The organism is Paenibacillus liaoningensis, from assembly GCF_059609455.1.
Genome location: NZ_JCAALU010000016.1, coordinates 129,172 through 151,376, shown reverse-complemented (window position 1 = coordinate 151,376; position 22,205 = coordinate 129,172). Strand labels below are relative to the sequence as shown.

Below are 22,205 nucleotides of genomic sequence, written 5' to 3'. Positions count from 1 at the left end.
CCTTCGAGGAGTACGTCCAAAATTAATACCAAGTTATCCGCTGCGAATATTTATAGTATATCAGATTTTTTTCATTATAATAGTCTATGTTATGTAATATCTATCATTAAATATTTTAATGATTGCGATAAACCATACCGCCTATTACGATCAGTACGCCGAGCATAGCCAGCCCCCAGAACAACCATACGAAAGCAGCACCTGCCGAACCAGCAAACGTTGCTGCCATCAAGCTGCCGCAAACAGCGGCACTCCCCGCTCCTCCTATGAACTGGAAAAGTTGCTGCAGGCCAACCGCCCCGCCCAGGCGAGCCGTGGAGACGAGCTTGGGCAGCTCGGATGCTACGCCAGCATTCAATGCTGTACAGCAGACGATGGTCAACAAATAACCCGCGCCCGCTACCCATGCATAACGGGTACTGAGCAGGGCCAGCAGGGCATCCCCCAAGACGATCCCCCATGGAGCAAGCATCATCACCCTGCGCTCGCCATAGCGTATAAGCGCCATGCTTATAGAACGGGCAAGAATGACCGAGAGTAACGCTCCCGGAAATATCATTAGCCCGGTCTGGAGCGGCGACAGGCCATGGATATCCGCCAGCATTTGCGGCAGCAGAAAAAGCAGAGTGAAATTATTCATATGTGCAGCCATGCCAATGCCATTCAACAGCATTAAGGGACGGTCTGCCAGAAGCGAAGGATCGATGAAGGGATGGGCACTGCCCTTGATATGGCGGCCTAACCATGCCACAGCCAATATGAATGCCAACGTTGCAGCAAGCGAGCCATGCGAGATAGCCAGCATTAACATTGAACTGCAGCAGGCAACAAGCCATGCGCCGCCCCAATCGAATTGTCCGGGACGACCCGCTTCGCTTGGGAGACTTCGGTATAAGGGCACGATGAGTAGAAGCACAACTGCCGTCACGATAAAGAGACTCCGCCATCCGCCGATCTGGGCCAGGATGCCGCCAGCGAGCGGACCAAGACCGAAAGCCAGCGAAGTCGCGGAGACAATTAACGCTACTGCCTGCCCTCGCCGGGCTGCCGGGACATGCCGGCCGATTAGCACAAGCGCAAGTCCTTTGACGCCTCCGGCGCCGATAGCCTGAATTAGCCTGCCTGCCAGTAATAAACCGGCATTCGTGCTGCCATAACCAATTATCGAGCCAATGCCGAAGCATAACAGGCAAGCAACAAGCAGCGCTCGCAGCGAGCGGAAATCGGCCAGCCTGCTATATGTAATGGAAGCAATTGCGTACATGATGGAATACCCGCTGACAATCCAGGATAAGGATGATCCCCCCATGTTAAAGGCTTTCGAAATTTCCGGCAGCGCCACATTAAACATAGTGGTGTTCATAATAGCCAGCAGCACGGCCAGCGCAAGAAGCGGGACGGCGGCCTTTTCACGAAAAAGAGCTGTAGTTGCAACTGAATCACGCATAATGAAATCCCTCTCTAGTTCGCTATAGTTCGCTATGGATTGCTCTTCCCGAGCGTTCATGTCATACTATAACGTAAATAGATTCATATGTAATCTCTATGGTTTGCAATATTATTCATTGCCAATTTTAATGATTGAGGCGGAGCTTATGGACATTCAATATTTCATTACTTTTCGCGAGGTCGCGCGCTGCCAGAATCTGACGAAAGCTGCCGCGCGGCTCGGTTACGCGCAACCGACTGTCAGTGTACAGATACAGCGGCTTGAGCATCATTTTGGCATAAAGCTATTTGAACGCAGCAGCAGAAAGCTGAAACTGACAGCAAGCGGCATGCAAATGCTTGTCTACGCCGATCAGATCGTGGAAGGCTATAACCAAGCGCAGGAACACTTTAGTTCCGGGGCTAATATTAGTCTGGCAATCGGTACGACCGAAACTCTTGCCGCCTTCTTTTTGCCCCCTTATTTCCAGGCGTTTCGCAGCCGCTATCCCCAAGCGAACGTCGTCTTCTTCCCTACATCCGATCATGAAGTTATTCGCAAGATCAAGAACAATGAGTTGGATATCGGCATTTTACTTGATATGCCTGTAATAGACCCGGAGCTTAAGTCTATCACCGTGCGCAATGAGGAGCTTATCTTCATCTGCTCCAAGGATCACCCGCTGCATGGCAGAAATAACATAGGCATTCATGAGCTTGAGAACAGCTCTTTCATTTTGACGGAAAAGGGATGCTGCTACCGCAGCGCCTTGGAGAGGTCGATGGACAACAATGGGGTATCCTACAAGGTCGTCTCTGAGATGGGCAGCCTGGAGGGAATCAAGCAATGCGTGCAATATGGGATGGGCATTGCCATGATTCCGAAAATCGCGGCGGCAGACATGCTTCGTAAGGAGCAGTTGGCAGGATTCACGATACACGAGGACGCACTGTCCTCCTTCTACACGCAAATCATCCTTCACAAAAACAAGCATTTGGCTTCGCCTATACGTTATTTGGTTGATCTGCTGACCGCTAAGCCGCCCCAAGCCTCTGTCCAATCGTTACTCCAAGCGGAGCCAACGGAACTGGGCAAGCAACCACCGTCTGCTATTAGCACATAATCTTTTTGGGTCGGAAGCAAGCCATTTGAACAACGCCCCTTACCTTAAGCAAACTCTTCCGGCTTGCAACTTCCCCGTACCCGTAGTCCTAAACTAAAGCGAAAAAAGCGCTAAGTCGTCTGTGAAGAACGACAAAGCGCTTTTTTCGGGTTTGTTATTATCGCATCAAGCTCCTCGTGCTTAACGAGCCAAACCTAATAAATCCTAATGAAGGTCAAGCCTTTCGGATAATCTGGAAGCAAAGCCTCCATCACTTGCTCAATGCCTTCGAGGAAAGCAACACCATTATGATGGAAGGGCGCTTTCAAAAAAGAAAGGGACTTAAAACAGCAGTTGAGCCGATACTGGCTCCATCCCAACATCATGACTGAGGAAACCTTTCGATCAGAGGTTTGCCAAGTTTACAACTTGTATCAAAGCAGCCCCTGCCTTGTGCGAAGATCGCATCCACGTGCATTAGATGATCGGCATTCAAGTCAAACGCTGTCGCACAAGCACGAAGCCTTGTCGTACAAGGGGGAGAGCAGCGACATGCGAGAGTCTGTACGATGTATAAGAGAGCATACAAACAAGCGACCGGTCCAAAGATTCATGAAAGCGTGTTTAGAGAGCGAGCGTTGACTTTTTGTTGACTTTAAGAAAAAAAACACACATCGCCGTGAGCATTCAGCCCACATTACGATGTATTCAAATCTTAAATACTATTTTACGCTTTTCGGAGTTTGCTCGTCTCCGGTAGCGATTGGGTTAGATGAGTCCGCACTCCAATCGCTCCAGCTAAAGATTCTTCCTCGGGCATCCATGCTGCCTTCACTATGTTGAAGATATGGCTTCGTATACCTCAAAATCATAAATTCTTGCCGCAGCGTTTTGGGTTTGGGTAGGCGTCGTAACGACCAACTTAATATATCGAGCTGGTACTACAGTAATTTTGTCTACGGTAATGCCGCTCGTATTATTAGTTACGTTCACTACTGTAGTCCAATTTGTACCATCAGTACTGACCAGAATCTGTACAGTGAACTATAGCAGAGAACATAAGAGCATACGCTCAGTTTCGGCCTCTATGAAAATATTTTCAACGGTTACATGTTGATTCCATGTTAACTCAAAACATAAAGAATATATCGCCTAAGGCACGAAGTCCACATGGTGATGTATTATACTTTTACATACTATTTTATGCTTCTCAGTTCTTATTGTTCCCCCGGAGCCACCAGATTCCCGCTATCCGAGCTCCAAACACTCCAGCTATGGGATTCATTTCTTCTCCGGATCTCTGCCAACTTTTTTGTGAGTGCATTCTCCATATTCAGATACTCATTGCGCGCTTCAAATTCCTTGATCTGAAGCTTTAAGCGGTCCTGTTCATTGAGCTCCTCTAGCGGCTTCTTTCGGCCCCGGAGGTCCTGTACAGCCTCTGCGCCACTTGCTTAATATTTACGAATCCATGCATATACCTGGTAAGAGGCACTGTATTTATCTATTTATTTCTTTTAATTAAAAAAATTCCCATAACGATAGAAGTAGGGGTTTTGTTTTTCTTCTGTCTACTATGATGGGAGCATATCACAAAGAGAACGGCCCAGATTTATTTCTAGTAATATGCATTTCTATTTTGAGAGGTATGCCCTCTCCTCATACAGCCTCGTCTTAGGACAACCGATGAATCGACCATACCGCATCCATATTGAAATTAATGGTAAGACCGTTAGCTTCATAATATAATCCAACTTGATCGCCTGCTTGCAACTGAACATCACCAGATAGTGTCACCGTTGCGCTCTCAAGTAGGGCTCTCATAGTTAAGACTAAAGGCATATTAACATTTAAAATAGGCAAGTTACCTTTTATTAAATCAGAGTTGGCATTTTTCTTTACGGTGAAAATTGGGTTGACACCGCTGCCTAGGCTTACGCTGAGTGAAGCAGTTGTATTATAGTTAACAGTTGCATTTATGGCATACTTGCCGGTCTCCGGCACCGTAAATATCCCAGTAGCAGCATTAAACGTAGGACTCGAATAATGTGGGGAAGCCACACTCCAACTTATAAATTGCATACTACTATTTGCAGTGGTTGCACCAGCAGCCGAAAACCCTTCAGATGTATAAGAAGTCCCTGCTGGTCCAGTTGCACCAGCAGAACCCGTCTCGCCTATCGGACCCGCTGGGCCTACTGGACCTGCTGCACCTGGATCGCCTTTATCTCCCTTATCACCTTTGGCACCTGCCGCTCCTGTTGCACCCGTTGCTCCCGGATCGCCTTTGTCTCCCTTATCACCCTTGGCGCCTGCTGCCCCAGTTGCTCCCGTTGACCCCGTTTCGCCTTTGTCACCTTTATCGCCTTGGTCGCCTTTAGCTCCAGGCAGAGCAGGCTCCATTGCTTCATCCATTGTAATATGTAATGTTTGAAGCGTCTGATCCCACACCACCTTGCCTCCGTATAACTCCACTAGGAAACGAGCTGGAACCATCAAGCTGCCATTCACTATTTGTGCCGACTGCTCTAATGCTACCTCCGTAGTCTCCGTACCGATAGTAACGATTGCCGATGCGCGTTCAAGAACGAATAACACGGTAAACTTGTCATCAGACAGCGTCAATGTCTTGGTTTGATTGTCCCAGCGATACTTAGATTCAAACATATCCGCAGCATTTTTAACGGAAATAAGAACCTTCCCATCCTTTACGACAGGAGGAACCTTCTGTTCTATTGAACTTCCATTCACGATCAACGATATTCCAGCTGCCTGCACATATTGCACAGAGATCATCATTAAAGCTAATAATGCGATTCCTACAGTACTTAACCATTTCTTTTTCAGCAAGTTAATTTCCCCTCTCAAATATACAAGCTATAATTAATCTTAATAAATTGTACCATATTCTTATCTTTTTCCCCGTTATTTCCGTAAACCGATAGCATTATCAAGTTACATTGAAATTTATGAAACTTTATTGCATATTATCATTTGCTAGAATTGCTCCGTAATTGGGTTGATCTCAAAAAGAGAGTGAACATTGCCATTAGGATCGGCAGCTATTGATTGTCCCTATTCAGCTTATTGATCATGCTGTTGCCGCTCATTAATATCAGGAGTTGCATAACCGTTCCACAGTGCAACTTTTTCTTTCGAGTTTAATTTCCTTTTTACATTCCCACCTACTTGTCAAATTCTTTTTCTCATTTTTCGCGCAAAAAAAAGACCGGGCTATCTTTTCGATAACCTGCTCTTGTTCTTGATAGTGATCGTCCTAGATGCCTAATATGTTCTTCTAATTCTTGTAGGGTCTTCAATGTAATCAGAAGGTTATAATTTAAAGCGACTTAATCAGCTCTTCCAACTCATCAACCAATACTTTTGCAAGTTCAAAATCAGTATCTTTTAAAGCCAACTCTATTTTCATTTCAACTAATCTTTTATTTTGTTCCGTTACAAGATAGTCCCTATCGAAATGACTAGCATAAATCATCTGTCTAAATTTTTTAATCGTCATTTTCCTAATCGTCTTATTCTCAATGATTAAAACATAATCCATACCATTTACAACAGAATAAAAATCATGAGAAATCATCAGAATCGCACCTTTGTAGCCTTCAATAGCTTTCTCCAGTGCTATTTGGGAATAGATGTCTAAGTGGCTTGTCGGTTCATCAAGAAGCAATACGTTTGCTTTACTGGCAGCAGCTTTAGCCAATTGAAGCATATTTTTTTCTCCACCAGATAGAGATTTTATCTTTTGATTAACGATTTCTCCTTCAAAACCATAGTTTGCAATATACGTTCTAACTTCATCATAACTCTTAAATCCAGCGTCGATGAATTCTTCTAGTATTGTATTAGATACCTTTAGCACTTCGCCTTGATTTTGAGATAAATAAGCCTCTTTAACATCAGCATTTATTTCAATTGATTCATGATTATTTTTAAAGATATCTCGGAGTAAAGTCGTTTTCCCGGTACCGTTCGAACCAATAATGGCTACTTTATCCGTAGATTTTATCTCGAAGTTAACATTGTCTAAAAGCAATTCATCAAAGGCAACACAATAATTTTTTACATTTACAACAATGGCGTCTTCAATTTCATTATCGATACCAAAGCTAATATTCGGTTGCTTAATATCAACAAATGGCGCTTTAATTCTACGTGCTTCCAATCTTTCTTGAAACTTGACTCTAGCTTTTAATGCTTTGCCTCTAGAAGCTTCTGAATTATAAGTTGCGATAGCTCTAAGATTATCAATGATTTGCTCGTTTCTCTCTATTTCTTCATCCTCAGCAACTTTGAGCTCTTGCAACTCAACTTTAGTCTGAAGTAATGAGAAGGTATAATCCATATATCGCCCATCAAACTCTTGGATTTCTGTATTTTCAAGGTGTATAACTTTGTTGAAGCAATGATTCAAAAGATATCGGTTGTGCGTAACAACTAGCAGCATTCCCTTGTGAGAATTAATAAGATTCTTAAGCGCATTTAGGTTTTCAAAGTCTAGAAATACATCTGGTTCGTCCATAATCATTAAGTCTGGACTACTAAGCATTTCCTTCATCACTTGAATGAGCTTGAATTCCCCACCGCTCAGGTCAGATACGCTAAGATTTTTAAGCTTCATAAGGTTGGCTAGATTAAGTTTTTTATTAAGGTTGCTTTCAAAATCCTCCCCGCCAATTAAATCCAATGCGTCTAAAGCTAATTGATATTTTTCTAATAAGGAATCAATATCCGATGATGTTTCCATCTCCGTACAAATAGCTGTTATTTCATTTTGTATCTTAATAAATTCTTCCCCTATATATTCATAAACGGTTGTTTCTTTCGTTGTGTCGATTTGTGGAAATTGACTTACGTGTCCAATCTTGCAAGTCGGGTCTATTACTAACTTGCCTTCGAACAAGTATCTTTCTGGATCCATTAAAATATCTATTAATGTACTTTTACCATTCCCGCTTGTTCCTATAAAAGCGCAATGTTGTGCCTCCTCAAGCGTAAATGATATGTTTTTATATAGTTCTTTTTGCGGAAATGAGAAGGATAAGTTATCAACTTTTATCATAGTATTTCCTTTCTCTATAACTAAAATAGTGACTATTACTAGGTGTATGGCAAGCTATAGATCTTTAGTTTACCGTTGTTAGAGTAACACTGTTCACAACCAACTTCAATCGGTTTATATCCTATCCCTTGGTGGTCCAAGTGGCATATTACTTTGAAAGTATACTAACACGCTTAGGAGAATAAAAAGAATTGGTAAAAATCACGCTATACTGACAGCCCGATTTATCCGATAAAGTAAGAAGAGCGGCATGGGGCATCCAATCCACTCATTCTGCATCAATACCACCTAAAGGAGATGTCTGCGCATGCAATACCAGTTTTGCCAACAGGTCACGATTGTGGATATGAACGATGAAATTATTTCGGAAGTGTTGTTCGATCATGGGAAGTTCGAAACGGCTGCCTTGTCGATCGGGTCCTCCGTTCTGATTCAACAAGTAGGATTGAAGGAATTCAATGTCGTTTACGATAAAAGGGATGGTAAAATCGCTCGTTATAAAATCACGGATATCGAAATCGATCTCATCGCGCGACCGCCGCTCACGCGAGTTTACCTCGAGCCGGTGAAGCTTATCGTCGGCCAGCATGATATCGGAATGATGCTTTAAACGAATTAGCAAATTTGGGCCGCTGCAGCCCTTCAAACCGCGTCCGGCGCGGTTTTCCATCTCTTATTCTTAGATTAGAGCAAGTCCAATCAACTTGCTTCCATGAGTAGGACCGCGTGCTATCTAGGCTGCACGCGGTCTCTATGTTGATTTAAAGCATAAAAAATACAGAGCAACGGCATCCTTCACGATATGCTCTGTATTCAGCTTCATATACTGTTCTCCATCATTCTCCTATTACTCTTCCCCACCGCAACCGGCCGAACTTCAATCATCGCTCCAGTTGTCAGATAAGCCTAATTCAATTATTTCCATTGAATGACCTCGTTCAATTCGCCGGCACGTTATCATAATCCCCAAATCGCATCCCGTCAAGAGATAATGTGCGAATGAGCGACATAGCGAGGGATCACCCCTTATGCTTTCTAAATAGGAATGAATTTCCGAGTATGCAGGGCGATATGGCTTTTTCCAATTCATCAGGTGTCACGTAAAATATTCTTTACATTGATGAAGAATAAGGAAAGGAGACTTGCATGAATAGCGTGGACAAAATCAGATTTTTACTCCTTGTTAGAAAATGATGGTGTAGGATAGCCTGCACGACAGACAGGTGAAGAATCGGTATCAAAACACGACTTGGAACGCAATCAATATTTTTTGGAGGTAGAAGATGAACAAACGGGTTCAAGAGGCAAGTGGGATGAAGAGAGGAGCGATGTTAGCTGCCCTGCTCATCGGTGCATTTATTGCGTTTCTTAATGAAAATTTACTTACCAATACATTTCCTCAATTAATGCGTGAGTTCAACGTCACAGCTCCGACCATACAATGGCTATCTACCGGTTATATGCTGATAATCGGCATACTAGTTCCGGTGACCGCATTGCTACAGCAATGGTTCACGACTCGCCGGATGTTTATGTCCGCGATGGCGTTATTTTTAGCAGGTACCTGTTTGTGTGCAATATCCCCTGGATTCGAAGTCTTGCTGATAGGCAGGATTGTTCAGGCTGGCGGGACAGGATTATTGATTCCGTTAATGATGAATACCATTCTTGCCCTCTATCCTCCGGAACGCAGAGGGGCTGCTATGGGTCTCATGGGGCTTGTCATCATGGTCGCCCCTGTCATCGGGCCAGCTTTGTCGGGTTTGGTTATCGATACCTTACACTGGCGATGGCTGTTCTATATGGTGATTCCTGTCGCATTGTTTTCGATTATTTATTCATTCATTTACTTAAAGAATGTTACAGAAATAACCAAGCCAAGGGTCGATCTTTTATCCATTGTTATGTCAACCGTCGGTTTTGGTTGTGTCACCTACGGTTTCAGCCAGACTGGTGTTTGGGCTGGTCCTGGGAGTTACAGTTTGATTGCCATTGGCGGACTCTTCTTACTCTTGCTTATTTGGCGGCAGCTCAAGATTAAAGAGCCATTGATTGATCTTTCCGTATTCCGGTATCCCACTTTTTCTTTGGTAGCGGTATTAATAGTCGTACTGATGATGATTTTATTCGCCACCACGACATTACTGCCGATCTATATGCAAGATGTGATGCAGTTGACAGCTTTAGCAACAGGTTTACTCCTGATGCCAGGCTGCATTTTAAACGCAATGATGATGCCTGTGACGGGAAAATTATTCGATAAATTTGGGCCGAGATTTGTCATAATGCCCGGTCTGGTCCTGATTGCCCTATCGCTGTGGTTGTTTGCCGGTATCAACATCGATATAACTCGAAGCTCCGTTTTGTTCAATCATGTCCTCTTATTTCTAGGCATAGCGTTTGTCGTCATGCCGGCTCAGACGGCAGGAATGAATCAACTTCCGCTTCACCTGGTACCGCATGGCACAGCCATATACAATACGCTCCAACAGATTGCTGGGGGAATTGGCATCGCTTTGCTCGTTGGCATCATGTCGTCCAGAGCCAATCGTTATCTTCAACATTCGCTCGATCCCACTTCGTTTCAAAATAAAACAGAAAGTATCGTTGCAGGTTTGCAAACGGTTTTTTGGATTGAATTTATTCTCGCAATACTTGCTTTGGCACTGGGTTGGTTTATAAATGGCCGTCTTTGTACCGACCTTTCCCGAAAGAAAGAAACCGAAAACATGTTGCCTTAAGGTCTCGAAACAATTATTTCTCAAAAGCAACTTTCGTTTTGCAGTTTGTAAGCTCTGCAACCTGGAGCTTCTGCTGAACCACTGCCAAAAACCACGAGATCGGAAGCAGCGGATCATTTCTCCATAAGCCCTCCTTAACCGTTCACCGAAATCAAGTTCGTAATTTTAGTCCTGCTCCTCCTCTATACTTTACTCAAATCCGAACTTGTACAATATGGGGAGCGGGCTAATGAAACGAGTTAAATTTCGGAGATGCTTGGGCTGGAGCGAATACAGAAAACTTCCTAGATGTAAAGGAAGTTAGTTTTAGGTAGCTGCGTCATCCTTCGTCTGCTCGATATACGTGCTCGTATTAAGCTCATGCAGCAATTTAGCAAGCGCCTCTTCGGCTTCAACCTTCGACCCAAAGCCAGATTTGCTCTTTTGCCGCCTGCTTTCTGAAAATGTTTACAGAGAACAAGCGTTGACTACATGTTGACTTACAGCATAAAAAATACATCGCCCCGAGCATTCAGCCCCATGGCGATATATTCAAAATACACATACTATAAATGCCTCTCAGCTTTTACTCTTTTCCCAACGCAACCGGATTCCGACTATCCGAGCTCCAATCGCCCCAGCTGTCGGATTTGCTCTGAAAATGGATTCTTGGTGGAAACTTTGGGTCTGTACAGAGCAACGAGACCTCGTGGTTCCAGTGTGTCGTTGACGCTGACGATCATGGGGCGTTACTTTCGCCGCAAAGCCCAAAAGTTCAGCCTTTGTCACGCCAGCACCATTGGTACGGAGAGCGAGGGGCGTGAGCGGCGCACGGTGGCACAGCACCAACATGAGCGAAGCTTCATGCCGTCGGCCAGCGAAAGAGAACGTCAAACAATAGAAAATACATCCTCACGACAACCCGAATCAACTGGCAGACAGCCCATAAGCCGACCAAAATTGCATTACACACAGCCCCACCGAACGCCAAACAACAAATACGGAAATACAGCCCAGCAAACAGGTATACCTAAAACTAACAAAGAGGCTATTCTCATCTATTCCGAACGCATCCCTCGTCGGCCAGGTACTCGCATAAATTCGTATTTATTCCAAATGTATTCTGGGTCTATTCCAGCATGGAGTAGCTCACGCGCATCGTCTTACCAACAAGCTGCTCTTGTATTCTTCGGCTCCTTGCGCATGTGTGCTCAGAAGTGGAGGGGCACTGAGCAGCATACATGTCTGATATGTGGCTCTGCATGTGCCCAAAGACCTCTATTACTTTCGGCTCCCTGAGCTTGACGGTTTCAAGAGTATGTATTCATTTGCTAGGATTTCAAACAGGAATACATCATCCACGCCACTCCGACCACCTACCGCCAGCGGCTCCAAACCAAAAGCTCCTACAAGCTCTTGTCCACAAGGTGGATTAACGTCGTTTAACTGGGTTAAACCAGGTTTAACTCCACATTCTGAAAAAATTCCAGTGCTCTACAGCTCTGAGAATATACAGCCCCTAGCTCCTCAGTTGGCATGTTGGCTCAAGCTGCTATCTCCTCTCTCCGACTCTTAGCAGATGTACATCATTTACAGCTCCTAAATTCTGGACTAGGCTGCGCCCAGAATTTCATATTCTTAAGAACTTCATGGAGCTGGTACACCTTCTACGTCAATCCAATCCCCAGTGTCAACGATTACCTGTTCCTTATTTGTAGGTTAAATCATAAAATTTGAATTTAATTATCTTGATTTATCCGTATATTGTGAAAAATATCCTAAACTGCGGGTTGTATGTTTATTTCTTATTGGGCGCTCCATACTTAAAAGACCGAGAATCTTATTGTTGTGAGATTCTTTTTTGTTTTGTGGGTGAGGTTGCTCTCGGTTGTCTGAAAAGACAACAGGAGGATAGTAGAATGCAAGAATGTCAGGAAACTCGCGCGATGTGACAAGCTATTTATCTATGCATAGGCCAAAAGGCATGGTATATTCAATTTGAAGGGATTGGAAATTTATCCAATCGCATTTCTTAAGCTCGATTATTCTCTGACCTTTAATGTTTTTTCTTAAACTCACCACCATGTAATTAAATACAGCACTACCAGAAAGTTTACCCAATAAAAAATCAGGAAATATAAGAAGCATTATAGGGATCATCGAATTTTCAAGTATGAGATAAATTTGACGATGGTTCCTTGGTATTATCTATTGGATGAAATATAGGCAGAGAGTTTTTAATGAAGCTGAGGGGGTGACCATCATTAAAGGGATTAGGTTTCAAAACTTTAGTGAGTACGCAGTATGTCATATAGAGAGTTTTTCGGATGATATTAAAGAACGTTTAAGAAACCAATTGTCAGCTATTTGTTTAGGCCCTTCTAAAGCAGAATCCTCTAGAAAGGCTTACTCCTATAAACGGACCTTGGTTGAATTTCTAAAAAGATATGATTCTAAAGCACCTTATACACAGATGGGAATGATTGGGGAATTGCTTACGCACATTCTAATCTCAAGCTACTTCCCAGAGTTAAGTGCAGTTTCTCCATACTTTAATATGGAGGAAAAAAGCATTAAAAAAGGGTTCGATGTAGTTTTGTATTCGCGTGGGAACCATGAGTTATGGATAACCGAGGTTAAATCTGGTGAATTACACAAGGGTAAAACAGCAAATGAAACGTTAATTGATTTATTGGGCACGGCAAAACGCGATCTACAAAAGAGATTAAATGAAAATGAAGTGACTCTTTGGGAGAATGCCATTAATGGTGCATATATTGCTCTTGAAAATAAAAAAGATGTTAAAGATGCTGTCTTGGAAATACTTTATGACGTCGAAGATAGTGTAACCGAAGATCGTGCAGATAGTACAAATAAGAATGTAATATTAGTCGCATCACTATTCTCACACCTTTCGGATAAGATAAAGGCAGATGAAATTAAGAAGCATTACACTCGAATGACTAAAACAAAAACTTTTGGAAATGTAATTGTACTCTCGTTCCAAAAGCAAACCTATCAAAAAGTAGTAGACTTCTTGAAGTTGGAGGCACAATGATGAAAGAACTTACACTTTTAAGATTGAGAAAAACTGGTTTCAATCATTTATATCAAAAACTTCTCTTTAATGAGGTTGAAAGCAAACATGAATATAAAAAAATATTGTCGATTGCAATAATCCTCATAAATGAAAAGAGTTCCGATCTTTCACGTTTTGGTTATCGAGTTCTAGTGATTTACTGTAATCTAACTAAGGATTATAAACCATTGTATGATATCTCTTTAAATGAAGGGTTAATCCCTGTAGCCAAACTAATCGAAAGATTAGAAAAATATACAATTCGGTTTTCAGAGTCATTCTTTAATTCGTTCATATCTGCAATAGGGGAGAATTTCAAGAGTGGTTCAATGTATTTAAGCGAGCAACAAGAAGAACTGTATTCATTTTTTAATAGAACCATTAATGAGACTGTTTCTGTTGTGGCGCCTACTTCGTACGGTAAATCCGAGCTAATAATTTCCACTTTAAAAAATAAGATTGGCGGAAACACATGCATAATTGTACCGACAAAGGCATTACTTGCACAAACTAAACGAAGATTAATAAAGGGGGATATCGCTAACTCAAACAAAATTATCACTCATCCTGAGATGTATATTGAAGGAGAAGAAAATATTACAGCAGTCTTAACTCAAGAGCGACTATTGAGAATACTAAGAAAAAATCCAGATATATCATTTGATTTGGTGTTTATAGATGAAGCTCATAATTTATTAGACGATACTGACAGAAGTATATTATTAGCAGCGACAATTTCAATTCTAGAAAAAAGAAACAGGAAAGTTGTTTTTAAATTTTTGACTCCTTTTCTAATTGATGAATCAAATTTACAAGTGAAATATTCTAACTATAGCATTAATACATTTCGAATTTCAGAGTACATAAAAACCGAAAGATTTTATATTTACGACTTTAGAAAAGAAAGAAAATTCTCTTTTTATGATCAATTTATGGACGAATTCTATTCATTAGATATTGGCGATTATATGAATGATATTGACTTTATAATAAAAAACGGGTCGAAAAAAAATCTAATATATTTGAATAAACCAGCCGATATTGAGAAAGTTGCAGCAAGAATTATTCCGTTGCTTTCGGATATAAGATCAGAAATAATTGATAAAGCATGTGAAGAAATTAGTGAATATATGCATTCCGATTATTTTCTCATTGACTGTATAAAAAAAGGGTTCATATATCATCATGGATCTGTCCCTGATAACGTTAGATTATATATAGAACATTTATTTACTGTCGTTAAAGACATGCAATTCGTAATAACAAGTTCCACATTACTAGAAGGGGTTAACCTTCCGGTTGAAAAAATGTTTTTATTGGATAACAAAAAGGGACGAGGGGCATTAAGTCCCTCACAATTTAAGAACCTAATAGGAAGAGTTTGTAGATTTAGCGAGATTTTCTCTCCTTTAGATGGAAGTCTAGACAAGCTCGAACCACAAATTTATTTGGTAGGCTCTTCTTATTTCTCTAAAAATGCAAACATAGAAAACTTTATAAAAACGAGTATGAAAATCGATAAGAAGGTCAAAGATGATCCTTCAAATGTTCTATTGAAAAATGTAGATATAACTGAAGATAATTCTACTAAAAAAGAGGGAGCTGATGATTTTATAGAGAATTTTGAACCGGGACTAATACCTGATTATGGAAAAACGCATGTCAAAACTCAGATTGGTAAACTCTGTTTTATGAATAATACAAATGAAATAGATATTCTACTGTACGAGGAGTATATGCAAGAAATTGCAGAAGACATTGAAATAAATAGTATTGGAACAGCCGAGGATGTTTTTGAAAATTTCACGAGATTATTTTTGCCATTTATAAAATCAGGCGACTCGTACGATAACCTTCGAAGGTTAGACTTCCAAGAGTCCAGAAAATTTTACCAGATGTTTTTGAATTGGAGAATTAAAAATGCTTCATTTAATGAAATGATTAATAGCTTCCTTCGATATTGGAATAGAGTTGAACGGTCAAGTGATTCGTTGGTTTTCGTAGGACGATGGGGTGATGAAACACGAGAAGGATTTAGAGAATTCTGGACAAATATTAAAGAAAAATCAAAGACTAAACGTGTTAATTTAGCAATAGTTAGAATAAAAGAGGAGCAGGACTTTTTAGATAATATTTTTATTAAGTTTATCGAGGTTATGAATGATCTTGGAAAGTTAAATGAGGAGTTTTATGAGAAAATAAAATATGGAACCAATAATAAGGACATGATAGCACTCATAAAAAATGGATTTAGTAACGGGCTAGCAAGTCTTATCATAAATAATTATAGGAACCACATTGAAATTGATAAGGAGCTTGGTTCTATTCATATTAGGCCTGCTCTTATTAGTAGAATGATTGAGAATAAAGAGAATGATATTTTAGTATACGAAGCCAGGTACAACTCAAAAACAAATTTACAAGAATCATAGTAGGTTGTAAAGTAGATGTGTACGACATACTCTTGCGGTCGGTTAAATTAGTGCATGTCCGATTTTCCTTTGGCTGGTTTTATATGAAAGAAACTCTTAATGATAGTCAGCGCTGGCGCGATATGCTTCAAAAATCTGGACTACCAAAACTGCGGTTTCATGATCTCCTTCATACGCACGCGAGCCTACTGCTCCAACAGAATGTACATCCGAAGGTTGTATCTGAGCGCCTTGGTCATGCTTCCTTTGGCATAACTTTGAATCGGTACCGCCATACGTATGGCGTGGACTATAAAGTCGCAAATGAGTTAAACCACTTACTCACCAGCAAGCAATATAGCTAAAAGTACAACATATGGTATCGACTTACGGTGGAGGAGCAGGGCTTGCAGGTTAATCACCCGAGCGAAACAAGCCTATCTGCTTCACCCATCGTGGAACATCGGACCCACCAAAAGCTCCATGTCAAGCCCGACTCGGCAGTTACTAGATTTTGTTTTCAAAGGTTACACTTCTTAATTAACAATCTCAGATTCTCCTTCTTTGCTCTACTCTACTCTTTTGTGATCCCTAAAAAATTCTTTCAGTATTTTTCTATGCTCCGTATACTGTTGTTGATTGCCGAACAAATCCATTAATCCTTTTCTGTCCAAATACAACTCTCTAGGAAAATTGCGAAGTTCAAAAAATTTTTTAATTTTTTTTCTTTGTTTGTATGAATCCATGTACTCCTTTGCTTCTTGAGTAAATTCCCCAGATGTTACGAATATAGGTACCACTTTCTTACCCGTCGAAGACTCAACAATTCTGCAAGTCTTCTCGAAAAACTTTTTAACCGTGTCGCTTTCATTCTCTGATTCACCCAAGAGAATATTATCACCTTCGTTACGACCTTTTGATTCGCAGATAATCAGATAATCATCATCAACCGGAATGACAACATCACACTCACACTTTTCCCCCGACGCTTCATAGCGCCATCCCAACTTACAGGAATAATTCTGATTGTTAAATATTGAAGCAACTAAGAAATTAAAAGCATAACCCTTCAGAGAACCAAACTTACCGTCATGGCCGCTAGCATCAGAGGCTGCTAAAACAGAAGCCAATGCTTCAGCATCTATATTTCTCGGGTCTAAATCTCGTACAGTTTTAATTGCTTCAGCTATTTTGGTACCAAAAACCTCTGATATTGAAATAATCATTATACCGCGTTGACGAGCCAGTTGTAAGGCATCAGAGTCAATATTCTGTACAAAACAAATTGGAATTATTCTGAAGTTATCTTTTGTTTTTATTCTCCCATACAAAACAGCTACTCTTGCGATAAATCCAGTAATATCATACTTCTTCATTACTCTGTGTAATACCGATTCAATAACAATAACGGAAGGAGTCTTATTTGGCGAAGGATTAAATACATCAAATTCTTCGGCCTTATAAAGCCCCCATAAATAAGAATATCCAATAGCATCCCAATAGAATCCATTAAAGCTTCCGTTTTCCATCTCAGTATGTAAACGTGTGCTACCAACGCCAGCTAGATTCATACGTTCCAACCAGTCCATTAGATTATCAGTAAAGTCGTGTGTAAATGACAAATCGTTCAGTCTAGTTTGGAATATGTTTTCATCTGCATTTAGAGTAGGAACCCATTGTTTATGCGCAACAATAAACCTATCCGTTCCAAAATGATATATAGGTTGAATAATCTCTAGGCGCTGTAACTCATCAATAATTTCATTAAGTTCTTTTTGTTTCAGACCTAGTTTTTCTTTCTCCTCTTTGTTGACTATTCCCGAAGAGATTTTTGCAAACTCAGTATAGTGTAGAAACCCTTGTTGTTCAACAAGCGCTTGATATATACGATGCAGTGTTTGCCTATGATCTGGTAGTACTTGTACTAGCTTAGCTTTTATATTTTGCTTCGGAAGAAAATACAATAGCTGATTATGTGAAAATCTAACTGGGTCTGTGGTAAGCAAAATTTTATCTTGTCGTAACCTCAAGATGATTTGTCTTGCATTGTTGGCCTTCGTATTTGTTTTATATATTAGTTGTTCCTGTAGCTCACTACCTAAAAGAGGTCCCATTTCTTTAAGGATCTCAATGCAGACACCCGCATAATTCTTCTTCATTTAAAAGCCCCCTTTCATAATATAAAAATGTAACACTGACCTTATTATATTTAAATATAAAAACAATGTGAAGATGATTTTTGAAATCCTTGCAAAACAGGATACATTCGAAAAGACTGATGTTTACCGAGGGAAAGACTAATATTTCACAACAAAGCTCAGTTCGAGAGCGCATGACTTCCATCACAATAACATTGCACCAACAGCTTGATTTTCACTTTATCTTGTTTCTTTGTACCAATAAAATGGAATGTTGGAGTCTCCTGCTTGTAATGACCTCAAGACTATTTACTTTACAGTGTCATGTGTTGATTTTACGTTGATTCCATATCTCCATTAACATAATTGTTGATTTTGTAGCGCTGTTCGGCTTTACCAATTTGCACAGAATCATTAAATGTACGAGGAGGCCGATTAGCCACTCCCACGAGGAGAGCTGATCGCCTTCTTTATGTGCGTACAGCAGCGGGGTCGTAGGCACGTGAGGGCCTGTACGATACGTGACGAAACATACAAACAAGCTCTTAGTACGGAGCTTCTTGAAAGTACTTTCAGAGAGCGAGAGTTGATTTCGTGTTGACTTAGAGCATAAAAAATACATCGCCCCGAGCATTCAGCCCACGTGACGATGTACTCCCAGACACATATTATAAATGCCTCTAAGCCCTTACTCTTCCCCCACCGCCACCGGGTTCCCGCTATCCGAGCTCCAATCGCTCCAACTCCCCGCATAAAGCTTCACATTCTTAAACCCTGCCTCCTGCAGCGCGAAAAAGTTAGGCGTAGCGGTAACGCCAGAACCGCAGTAAACGATAATTTCATCGTCCTTCGACAGCGCGGCAAAGCGTTCCGTCTGCTCCTCCGGCGACTTCCACACGCCGTCCACATGGCGGCTTTCCACCCAAAAATGATTAATCGCCCCCGGAATATGCCCGGCCGCTGGGTCCATTGGCTCGACTTCCCCCCGATAGCGAGGCGCTTCACGCGAATCAATAATGACGATTCCGTCCTTACCAATGCTCTCCTTCACATAAGAGCGGCTTACCAGAATCTCGTCCCGCATGGCTGGTTCAAAAATAACCCCTGCCACCGCACTCGGCTCTTCTGAGCTAACGGGATAATCTGCTGCCTGCCAAGCGGTAAAACCACCTTCCAGCACATACACTTGCCCCTCATGCCCCATCCACTCAAGTAGCCAGCGCAGGCGCGAGGCCATAGCCCCACCTTGATTATCGTAAGCGACTACTGTCGTCTGATTGCCAATTCCAATTCCCCCCAGAAAAGCGGCCAATACTTCTGGCTCTGGCAAAGGATGGCGTCCACCTTCCCCATCTGGGCGCTTTGGCCCCGACAGATCATGACTAAGATCGGCATAATAAGCGCCCGGAATGTGGGCCTCTTCATACGATTTCCGGCCTGTTTCCGGCTCAGTCAGCAAATAACGCGTATCGACAATTACTGTATTTTCAGCACCCAAACGCTCAAGCAGCCAATCTACCTTTTTAAAATAAGTCATCCCGCTCAGCTCCTTCAACCTATTGTCTGGCTTATCCCAGCTATATACCGCCATCGTACCCGATAAATCCCTTGAGGAGCAACCATTTGCCCACTATTTCCTCAGTAAAATCACATCTTCCAGCGAGCCCTCTTTGTCTATTACCCTGGAAGCCTTGCCTTTAAGATATTTATCGAAAAAATCGACCAGCAGCGCATTCATCACGCTCTCCATCCGATCCGGATCTATGGCGCCAAGCAAGGCAACTTCGACCTCTTCATCGCCCATTTTGCTTTTCGAAATCGGATTCTCCGCCATAATCTCGCTGTAATCGGTAAAATTGCTGTGAGTGCTGTTTAAAATCGTGGCTAAATAAGCTTCACTGGCCGCATTTTGAAACGGAAAGCTGAGATAATGCCCCGCATGCGGGCTGTCATTTTGCAGCAAAAGCACTGGCTTATTCATCGGTCTATTCCACATGGAGCTATAGAAAAAACCATCTAAATTCGCAATGGCTTTGACCCGCTCAGATACGAACGCCAGCTTTAAAGCTGCACTTCCCCCGAAGGACATGCCGACAGCGCCAATCTTTTCAGCATCAATATGGCTGTAGAACGCAGCATTCTCCCGCTCGGCATCCGCCAAAAAATGCTCAAGAGCCGTAAGGCTATCCGTCACCCACAGTTCATTGCGTTTGATCATATTGGGCTGGCTATCAATGATTCGCTCATAGTAGTCATGATGCTCCTCGAAGCTCGCTTCTTTCCCTTCTCCGCCAAGCCATGCTGCGTATGTCCGGAATATTTCCACGCCTTTTGTCGCGTCCGCGACCACAGCCACCGGCAGCCCGCTCACATCAAACTTCGATATGCTGCCATCAGGCAGCTCATACGATCCATCTCCCAGATGCCCGATGCTGAGCACGATATAACCGTGGGACGCAAGCTCCTCGAACTGAACGGTGTTAGCTTCACAAGAAAGGCAGTAGCCATGGCTAAAAAGAAGCAGCGGATGCTTGCCGTCAGCAACGGGCGCATTCATATAGGAATTGGTTTCAATGCCGCTCGTGCCGGGCAGAATCTCTTCCCTTATATATTTTTTCAAATGCCCTCCCCGTACCTCTGCTGCCGGATAGAAGCATACACAAGGAATCAATCGTTTTTCATCCTGTTGTTCATCCCGTTCATACTCATAATATAAGCTAGAGCAGCCTACGTCATAAGCCCCGCTAGGTTTTCTGAGCTTGTGTTTCTCTTTGATTTTCATCGTTTTCCCCTTCCGATATGAAAAATGGCGGATCTGCAAGCTTTGGACTGCAACGACTGGTAGAAAGCGACCATTTTGAGGATTTAGTATAATTTTTAAGCTGAAAATAACCCTGAGCGCCTGCCCCGGCGCATAACGCTTATCCGCTCCATGAGACGCCCATTCACACTATCTATTCAGTCGTTCCTCATCCCTCAAACCCACGCATCATTCGCGTATCCGCGTTGTTCCCAATAACCGACATGCTCCCCTTCGATCAGCTCAATGCGGTTCAGCCATTTGACCGACTTGTAGGCGTACATTTTCGGCACAATGAGCTTAACCGGGCCTCCGAGATCGCTTGGAATCGGCTTGCCGTCGTGCATGACCGCGACCATCACATCGTCCATATCCGCCTGCTCCAGCGTCAGCGTATCGGTGTACACGCCGTCGCCGGAATAAAACTTCACCGTCCGCGCTTTCGTCTGAACGCCTGCGGCTTTTAGCAATTCCTTAAGCGGGATGCCCTCCCACGTATTGTTGTAGACGGACCAGCCCGTCACACAATGAAAATCGCTCACCTGCACCGTCCGCTTCAAAGCGACAAATTGCTCCCAATTCCACTGCAAGCGCTGATCAACCAAGCCATCAATCGTAAACGACCAATTGCTATTGTCGAATTTCGGAATCGGTGTCACCGTATATACGCGGAAATTCCCTTTTGCCCCGCCGCCCGTAGGCGGAAGCGAAGCCGGGAGCGGCTGCGGCGCAGGCAGCAGCTGATTGTCATCCTCCGCAACGAATTCGTCCAGCGACTTCGTTCCGCCAAAGCCTGTCCCAAGCGCCCCGCCAAGCCACTTGAGAAAAGAAGGCCCTATCGCAATCGCGATCCCCGCGCCCAGCGTCCATTTTATAACCTGTCTCCGTGAATATACGGCCTGCGGCCCTGCCGCTGGGTGAATCTCTTCCTCATGAACCGGCTTTATCGTACGACGATGGGGCTGCTTGAGCCATTTTGTCCGCGTAATGGAATGGTAGATAATATAAGGCAGACCGATCCAAGTGAGCAAATCATGCACGAGCAGCGCTGCGTTCGATATTCCGGGCCCTACTAGTCTAAACTGCCACAGCAATACACCAGACAAAAACCATCCCGCGAGCAGCGCCAGCACGACGATTACATTAAATTTTTGCCACGGCTTTTCCTTTATTTGCTTCCAGTGCTTAGCGGCAAGAAATAAGTAATAAACGACGGGCAGAAGCGAAGCGATGCCAACGACGATATGGAGTCCTTTTAGCCATACGCGGCCTTCGCCCAGAAATCCGCGCCAAAAACCGCCCAGCAGCATCAGTCCCGTCAATGCCAAAATGACAACGATCCAGCCATTCCATGCGTGGAGCGAAACCAGCTTTTTCCCATAGCCCTTGCGCAAACGCTCAATGAATGAACTCATTTGAAAACGTCCCCTTCCCAAGCTCCATATG

Annotated in this window: 13 protein-coding genes and 2 pseudogenes; 6 read left to right on the top strand and 9 right to left on the bottom strand. The window is 42.7% G+C overall.

Features of this window, described 5'->3' with window-relative positions:
- Nucleotides 1-115: 115 nt before the first annotated feature.
- Nucleotides 116-1,447: an MFS transporter gene (locus AC6B99_RS24470; protein WP_496664437.1), complete on the bottom strand. Its 1,332-nt coding sequence runs from the start codon at nt 1,445-1,447 to the stop codon at nt 116-118.
- Nucleotides 1,448-1,595: 148 nt separating this feature from the next.
- Between AC6B99_RS24470 and AC6B99_RS24465 the strand changes: the two genes are divergently transcribed.
- A complete protein-coding gene (locus AC6B99_RS24465; protein WP_496664436.1) occupies nt 1,596-2,552 on the top strand; it encodes a LysR family transcriptional regulator in 957 nt (318 codons plus the stop codon).
- A gap of 813 nt (nt 2,553-3,365) precedes the next feature.
- Here AC6B99_RS24465 and AC6B99_RS24460 read toward each other — a convergent pair.
- The 3 genes from AC6B99_RS24460 to AC6B99_RS24450 form a co-directional block, all read right to left on the bottom strand.
- Complete coding sequence (locus tag AC6B99_RS24460) at nt 3,366-3,560, bottom strand: discoidin domain-containing protein (RefSeq protein WP_494865432.1); 195 nt, start codon at nt 3,558-3,560, stop codon at nt 3,366-3,368.
- A 645-nt stretch (nt 3,561-4,205) separates the two neighbouring features.
- Entirely contained in the window at nt 4,206-5,381 is a 1,176-nt protein-coding gene (locus AC6B99_RS24455; RefSeq protein ID WP_496664435.1) for a copper amine oxidase N-terminal domain-containing protein, read from the bottom strand.
- A gap of 490 nt (nt 5,382-5,871) precedes the next feature.
- On the bottom strand, nt 5,872-7,611 hold the full coding sequence (locus AC6B99_RS24450) for an ATP-binding cassette domain-containing protein (RefSeq protein ID WP_494865238.1): 1,740 nt from the start codon (nt 7,609-7,611) through the stop codon (nt 5,872-5,874).
- A 307-nt stretch (nt 7,612-7,918) separates the two neighbouring features.
- Between AC6B99_RS24450 and AC6B99_RS24445 the strand changes: the two genes are divergently transcribed.
- Together AC6B99_RS24445 and AC6B99_RS24440 are read left to right on the top strand one after the other, a co-directional pair.
- Entirely contained in the window at nt 7,919-8,221 is a 303-nt protein-coding gene (locus AC6B99_RS24445; RefSeq protein WP_056031694.1) for a hypothetical protein, read from the top strand.
- 673 nt (nt 8,222-8,894) lie between these two features.
- Nucleotides 8,895-10,352, top strand: coding sequence for an MDR family MFS transporter (locus AC6B99_RS24440; protein WP_496664434.1), 1,458 nt, complete (start codon nt 8,895-8,897; stop codon nt 10,350-10,352).
- A gap of 306 nt (nt 10,353-10,658) precedes the next feature.
- Here the strand turns inward: AC6B99_RS24440 and AC6B99_RS24435 are convergent.
- A pseudogene (locus tag AC6B99_RS24435) lies at nt 10,659-10,772 on the bottom strand (hypothetical protein); the annotation flags it as partial.
- 1,813 nt (nt 10,773-12,585) lie between these two features.
- On the opposite strand from AC6B99_RS24435, the gene AC6B99_RS24430 reads away from it, so the two are divergent.
- The 3 genes and pseudogenes from AC6B99_RS24430 to AC6B99_RS24420 form a co-directional block, all read left to right on the top strand.
- Nucleotides 12,586-13,389: a Hachiman antiphage defense system protein HamA gene (locus AC6B99_RS24430; RefSeq protein WP_496664433.1), complete on the top strand. Its 804-nt coding sequence runs from the start codon at nt 12,586-12,588 to the stop codon at nt 13,387-13,389.
- Nucleotides 13,386-15,842: a DEAD/DEAH box helicase gene (locus tag AC6B99_RS24425; protein WP_496664432.1), complete on the top strand. Its 2,457-nt coding sequence runs from the start codon at nt 13,386-13,388 to the stop codon at nt 15,840-15,842. The genes AC6B99_RS24430 and AC6B99_RS24425 overlap by 4 nt, the downstream gene beginning before the upstream one ends.
- 134 nt (nt 15,843-15,976) lie before the next feature.
- Nucleotides 15,977-16,186: pseudogene (locus AC6B99_RS24420) on the top strand (tyrosine-type recombinase/integrase); the annotation flags it as partial.
- A 204-nt stretch (nt 16,187-16,390) separates the two neighbouring features.
- Here the strand turns inward: AC6B99_RS24420 and AC6B99_RS24415 are convergent.
- From AC6B99_RS24415 to AC6B99_RS24400, 4 genes are all read right to left on the bottom strand, one after another.
- The gene (locus AC6B99_RS24415) at nt 16,391-17,980 is read right to left on the bottom strand and encodes a hypothetical protein (RefSeq protein WP_496664431.1); all 1,590 of its coding nucleotides are present in this window, start codon (nt 17,978-17,980) and stop codon (nt 16,391-16,393) included.
- Between the two features lie 667 nt (nt 17,981-18,647).
- Nucleotides 18,648-19,496: a sulfurtransferase gene (locus AC6B99_RS24410; RefSeq protein WP_496664430.1), complete on the bottom strand. Its 849-nt coding sequence runs from the start codon at nt 19,494-19,496 to the stop codon at nt 18,648-18,650.
- A 93-nt stretch (nt 19,497-19,589) separates the two neighbouring features.
- Nucleotides 19,590-20,741, bottom strand: coding sequence for an alpha/beta hydrolase family protein (locus AC6B99_RS24405; protein WP_496664429.1), 1,152 nt, complete (start codon nt 20,739-20,741; stop codon nt 19,590-19,592).
- 194 nt (nt 20,742-20,935) lie between these two features.
- A complete protein-coding gene (locus tag AC6B99_RS24400) occupies nt 20,936-22,174 on the bottom strand; it encodes a molybdopterin-dependent oxidoreductase (protein WP_056031731.1) in 1,239 nt (412 codons plus the stop codon).
- Between the last annotated feature and the right edge of the window lie 31 nt (nt 22,175-22,205).

Coding starts and splice junctions, on each gene's coding strand:
- AC6B99_RS24470 (WP_496664437.1), bottom strand. CDS start 1,447: ATGCGTGATTCAGTTGCAACTACAGCTCTTTTTCGTGAAAAGGCCGCC.
- AC6B99_RS24400 (WP_056031731.1), bottom strand. CDS start 22,174: ATGAGTTCATTCATTGAGCGTTTGCGCAAGGGCTATGGGAAAAAGCTG.
- AC6B99_RS24440 (WP_496664434.1), top strand. CDS start 8,895: ATGAACAAACGGGTTCAAGAGGCAAGTGGGATGAAGAGAGGAGCGATG.
- AC6B99_RS24425 (WP_496664432.1), top strand. CDS start 13,386: ATGATGAAAGAACTTACACTTTTAAGATTGAGAAAAACTGGTTTCAAT.
- AC6B99_RS24445 (WP_056031694.1), top strand. CDS start 7,919: ATGCAATACCAGTTTTGCCAACAGGTCACGATTGTGGATATGAACGAT.
- AC6B99_RS24415 (WP_496664431.1), bottom strand. CDS start 17,980: ATGAAGAAGAATTATGCGGGTGTCTGCATTGAGATCCTTAAAGAAATG.
- AC6B99_RS24465 (WP_496664436.1), top strand. CDS start 1,596: ATGGACATTCAATATTTCATTACTTTTCGCGAGGTCGCGCGCTGCCAG.
- AC6B99_RS24450 (WP_494865238.1), bottom strand. CDS start 7,611: ATGATAAAAGTTGATAACTTATCCTTCTCATTTCCGCAAAAAGAACTA.
- AC6B99_RS24410 (WP_496664430.1), bottom strand. CDS start 19,496: ATGACTTATTTTAAAAAGGTAGATTGGCTGCTTGAGCGTTTGGGTGCT.
- AC6B99_RS24405 (WP_496664429.1), bottom strand. CDS start 20,741: ATGAAAATCAAAGAGAAACACAAGCTCAGAAAACCTAGCGGGGCTTAT.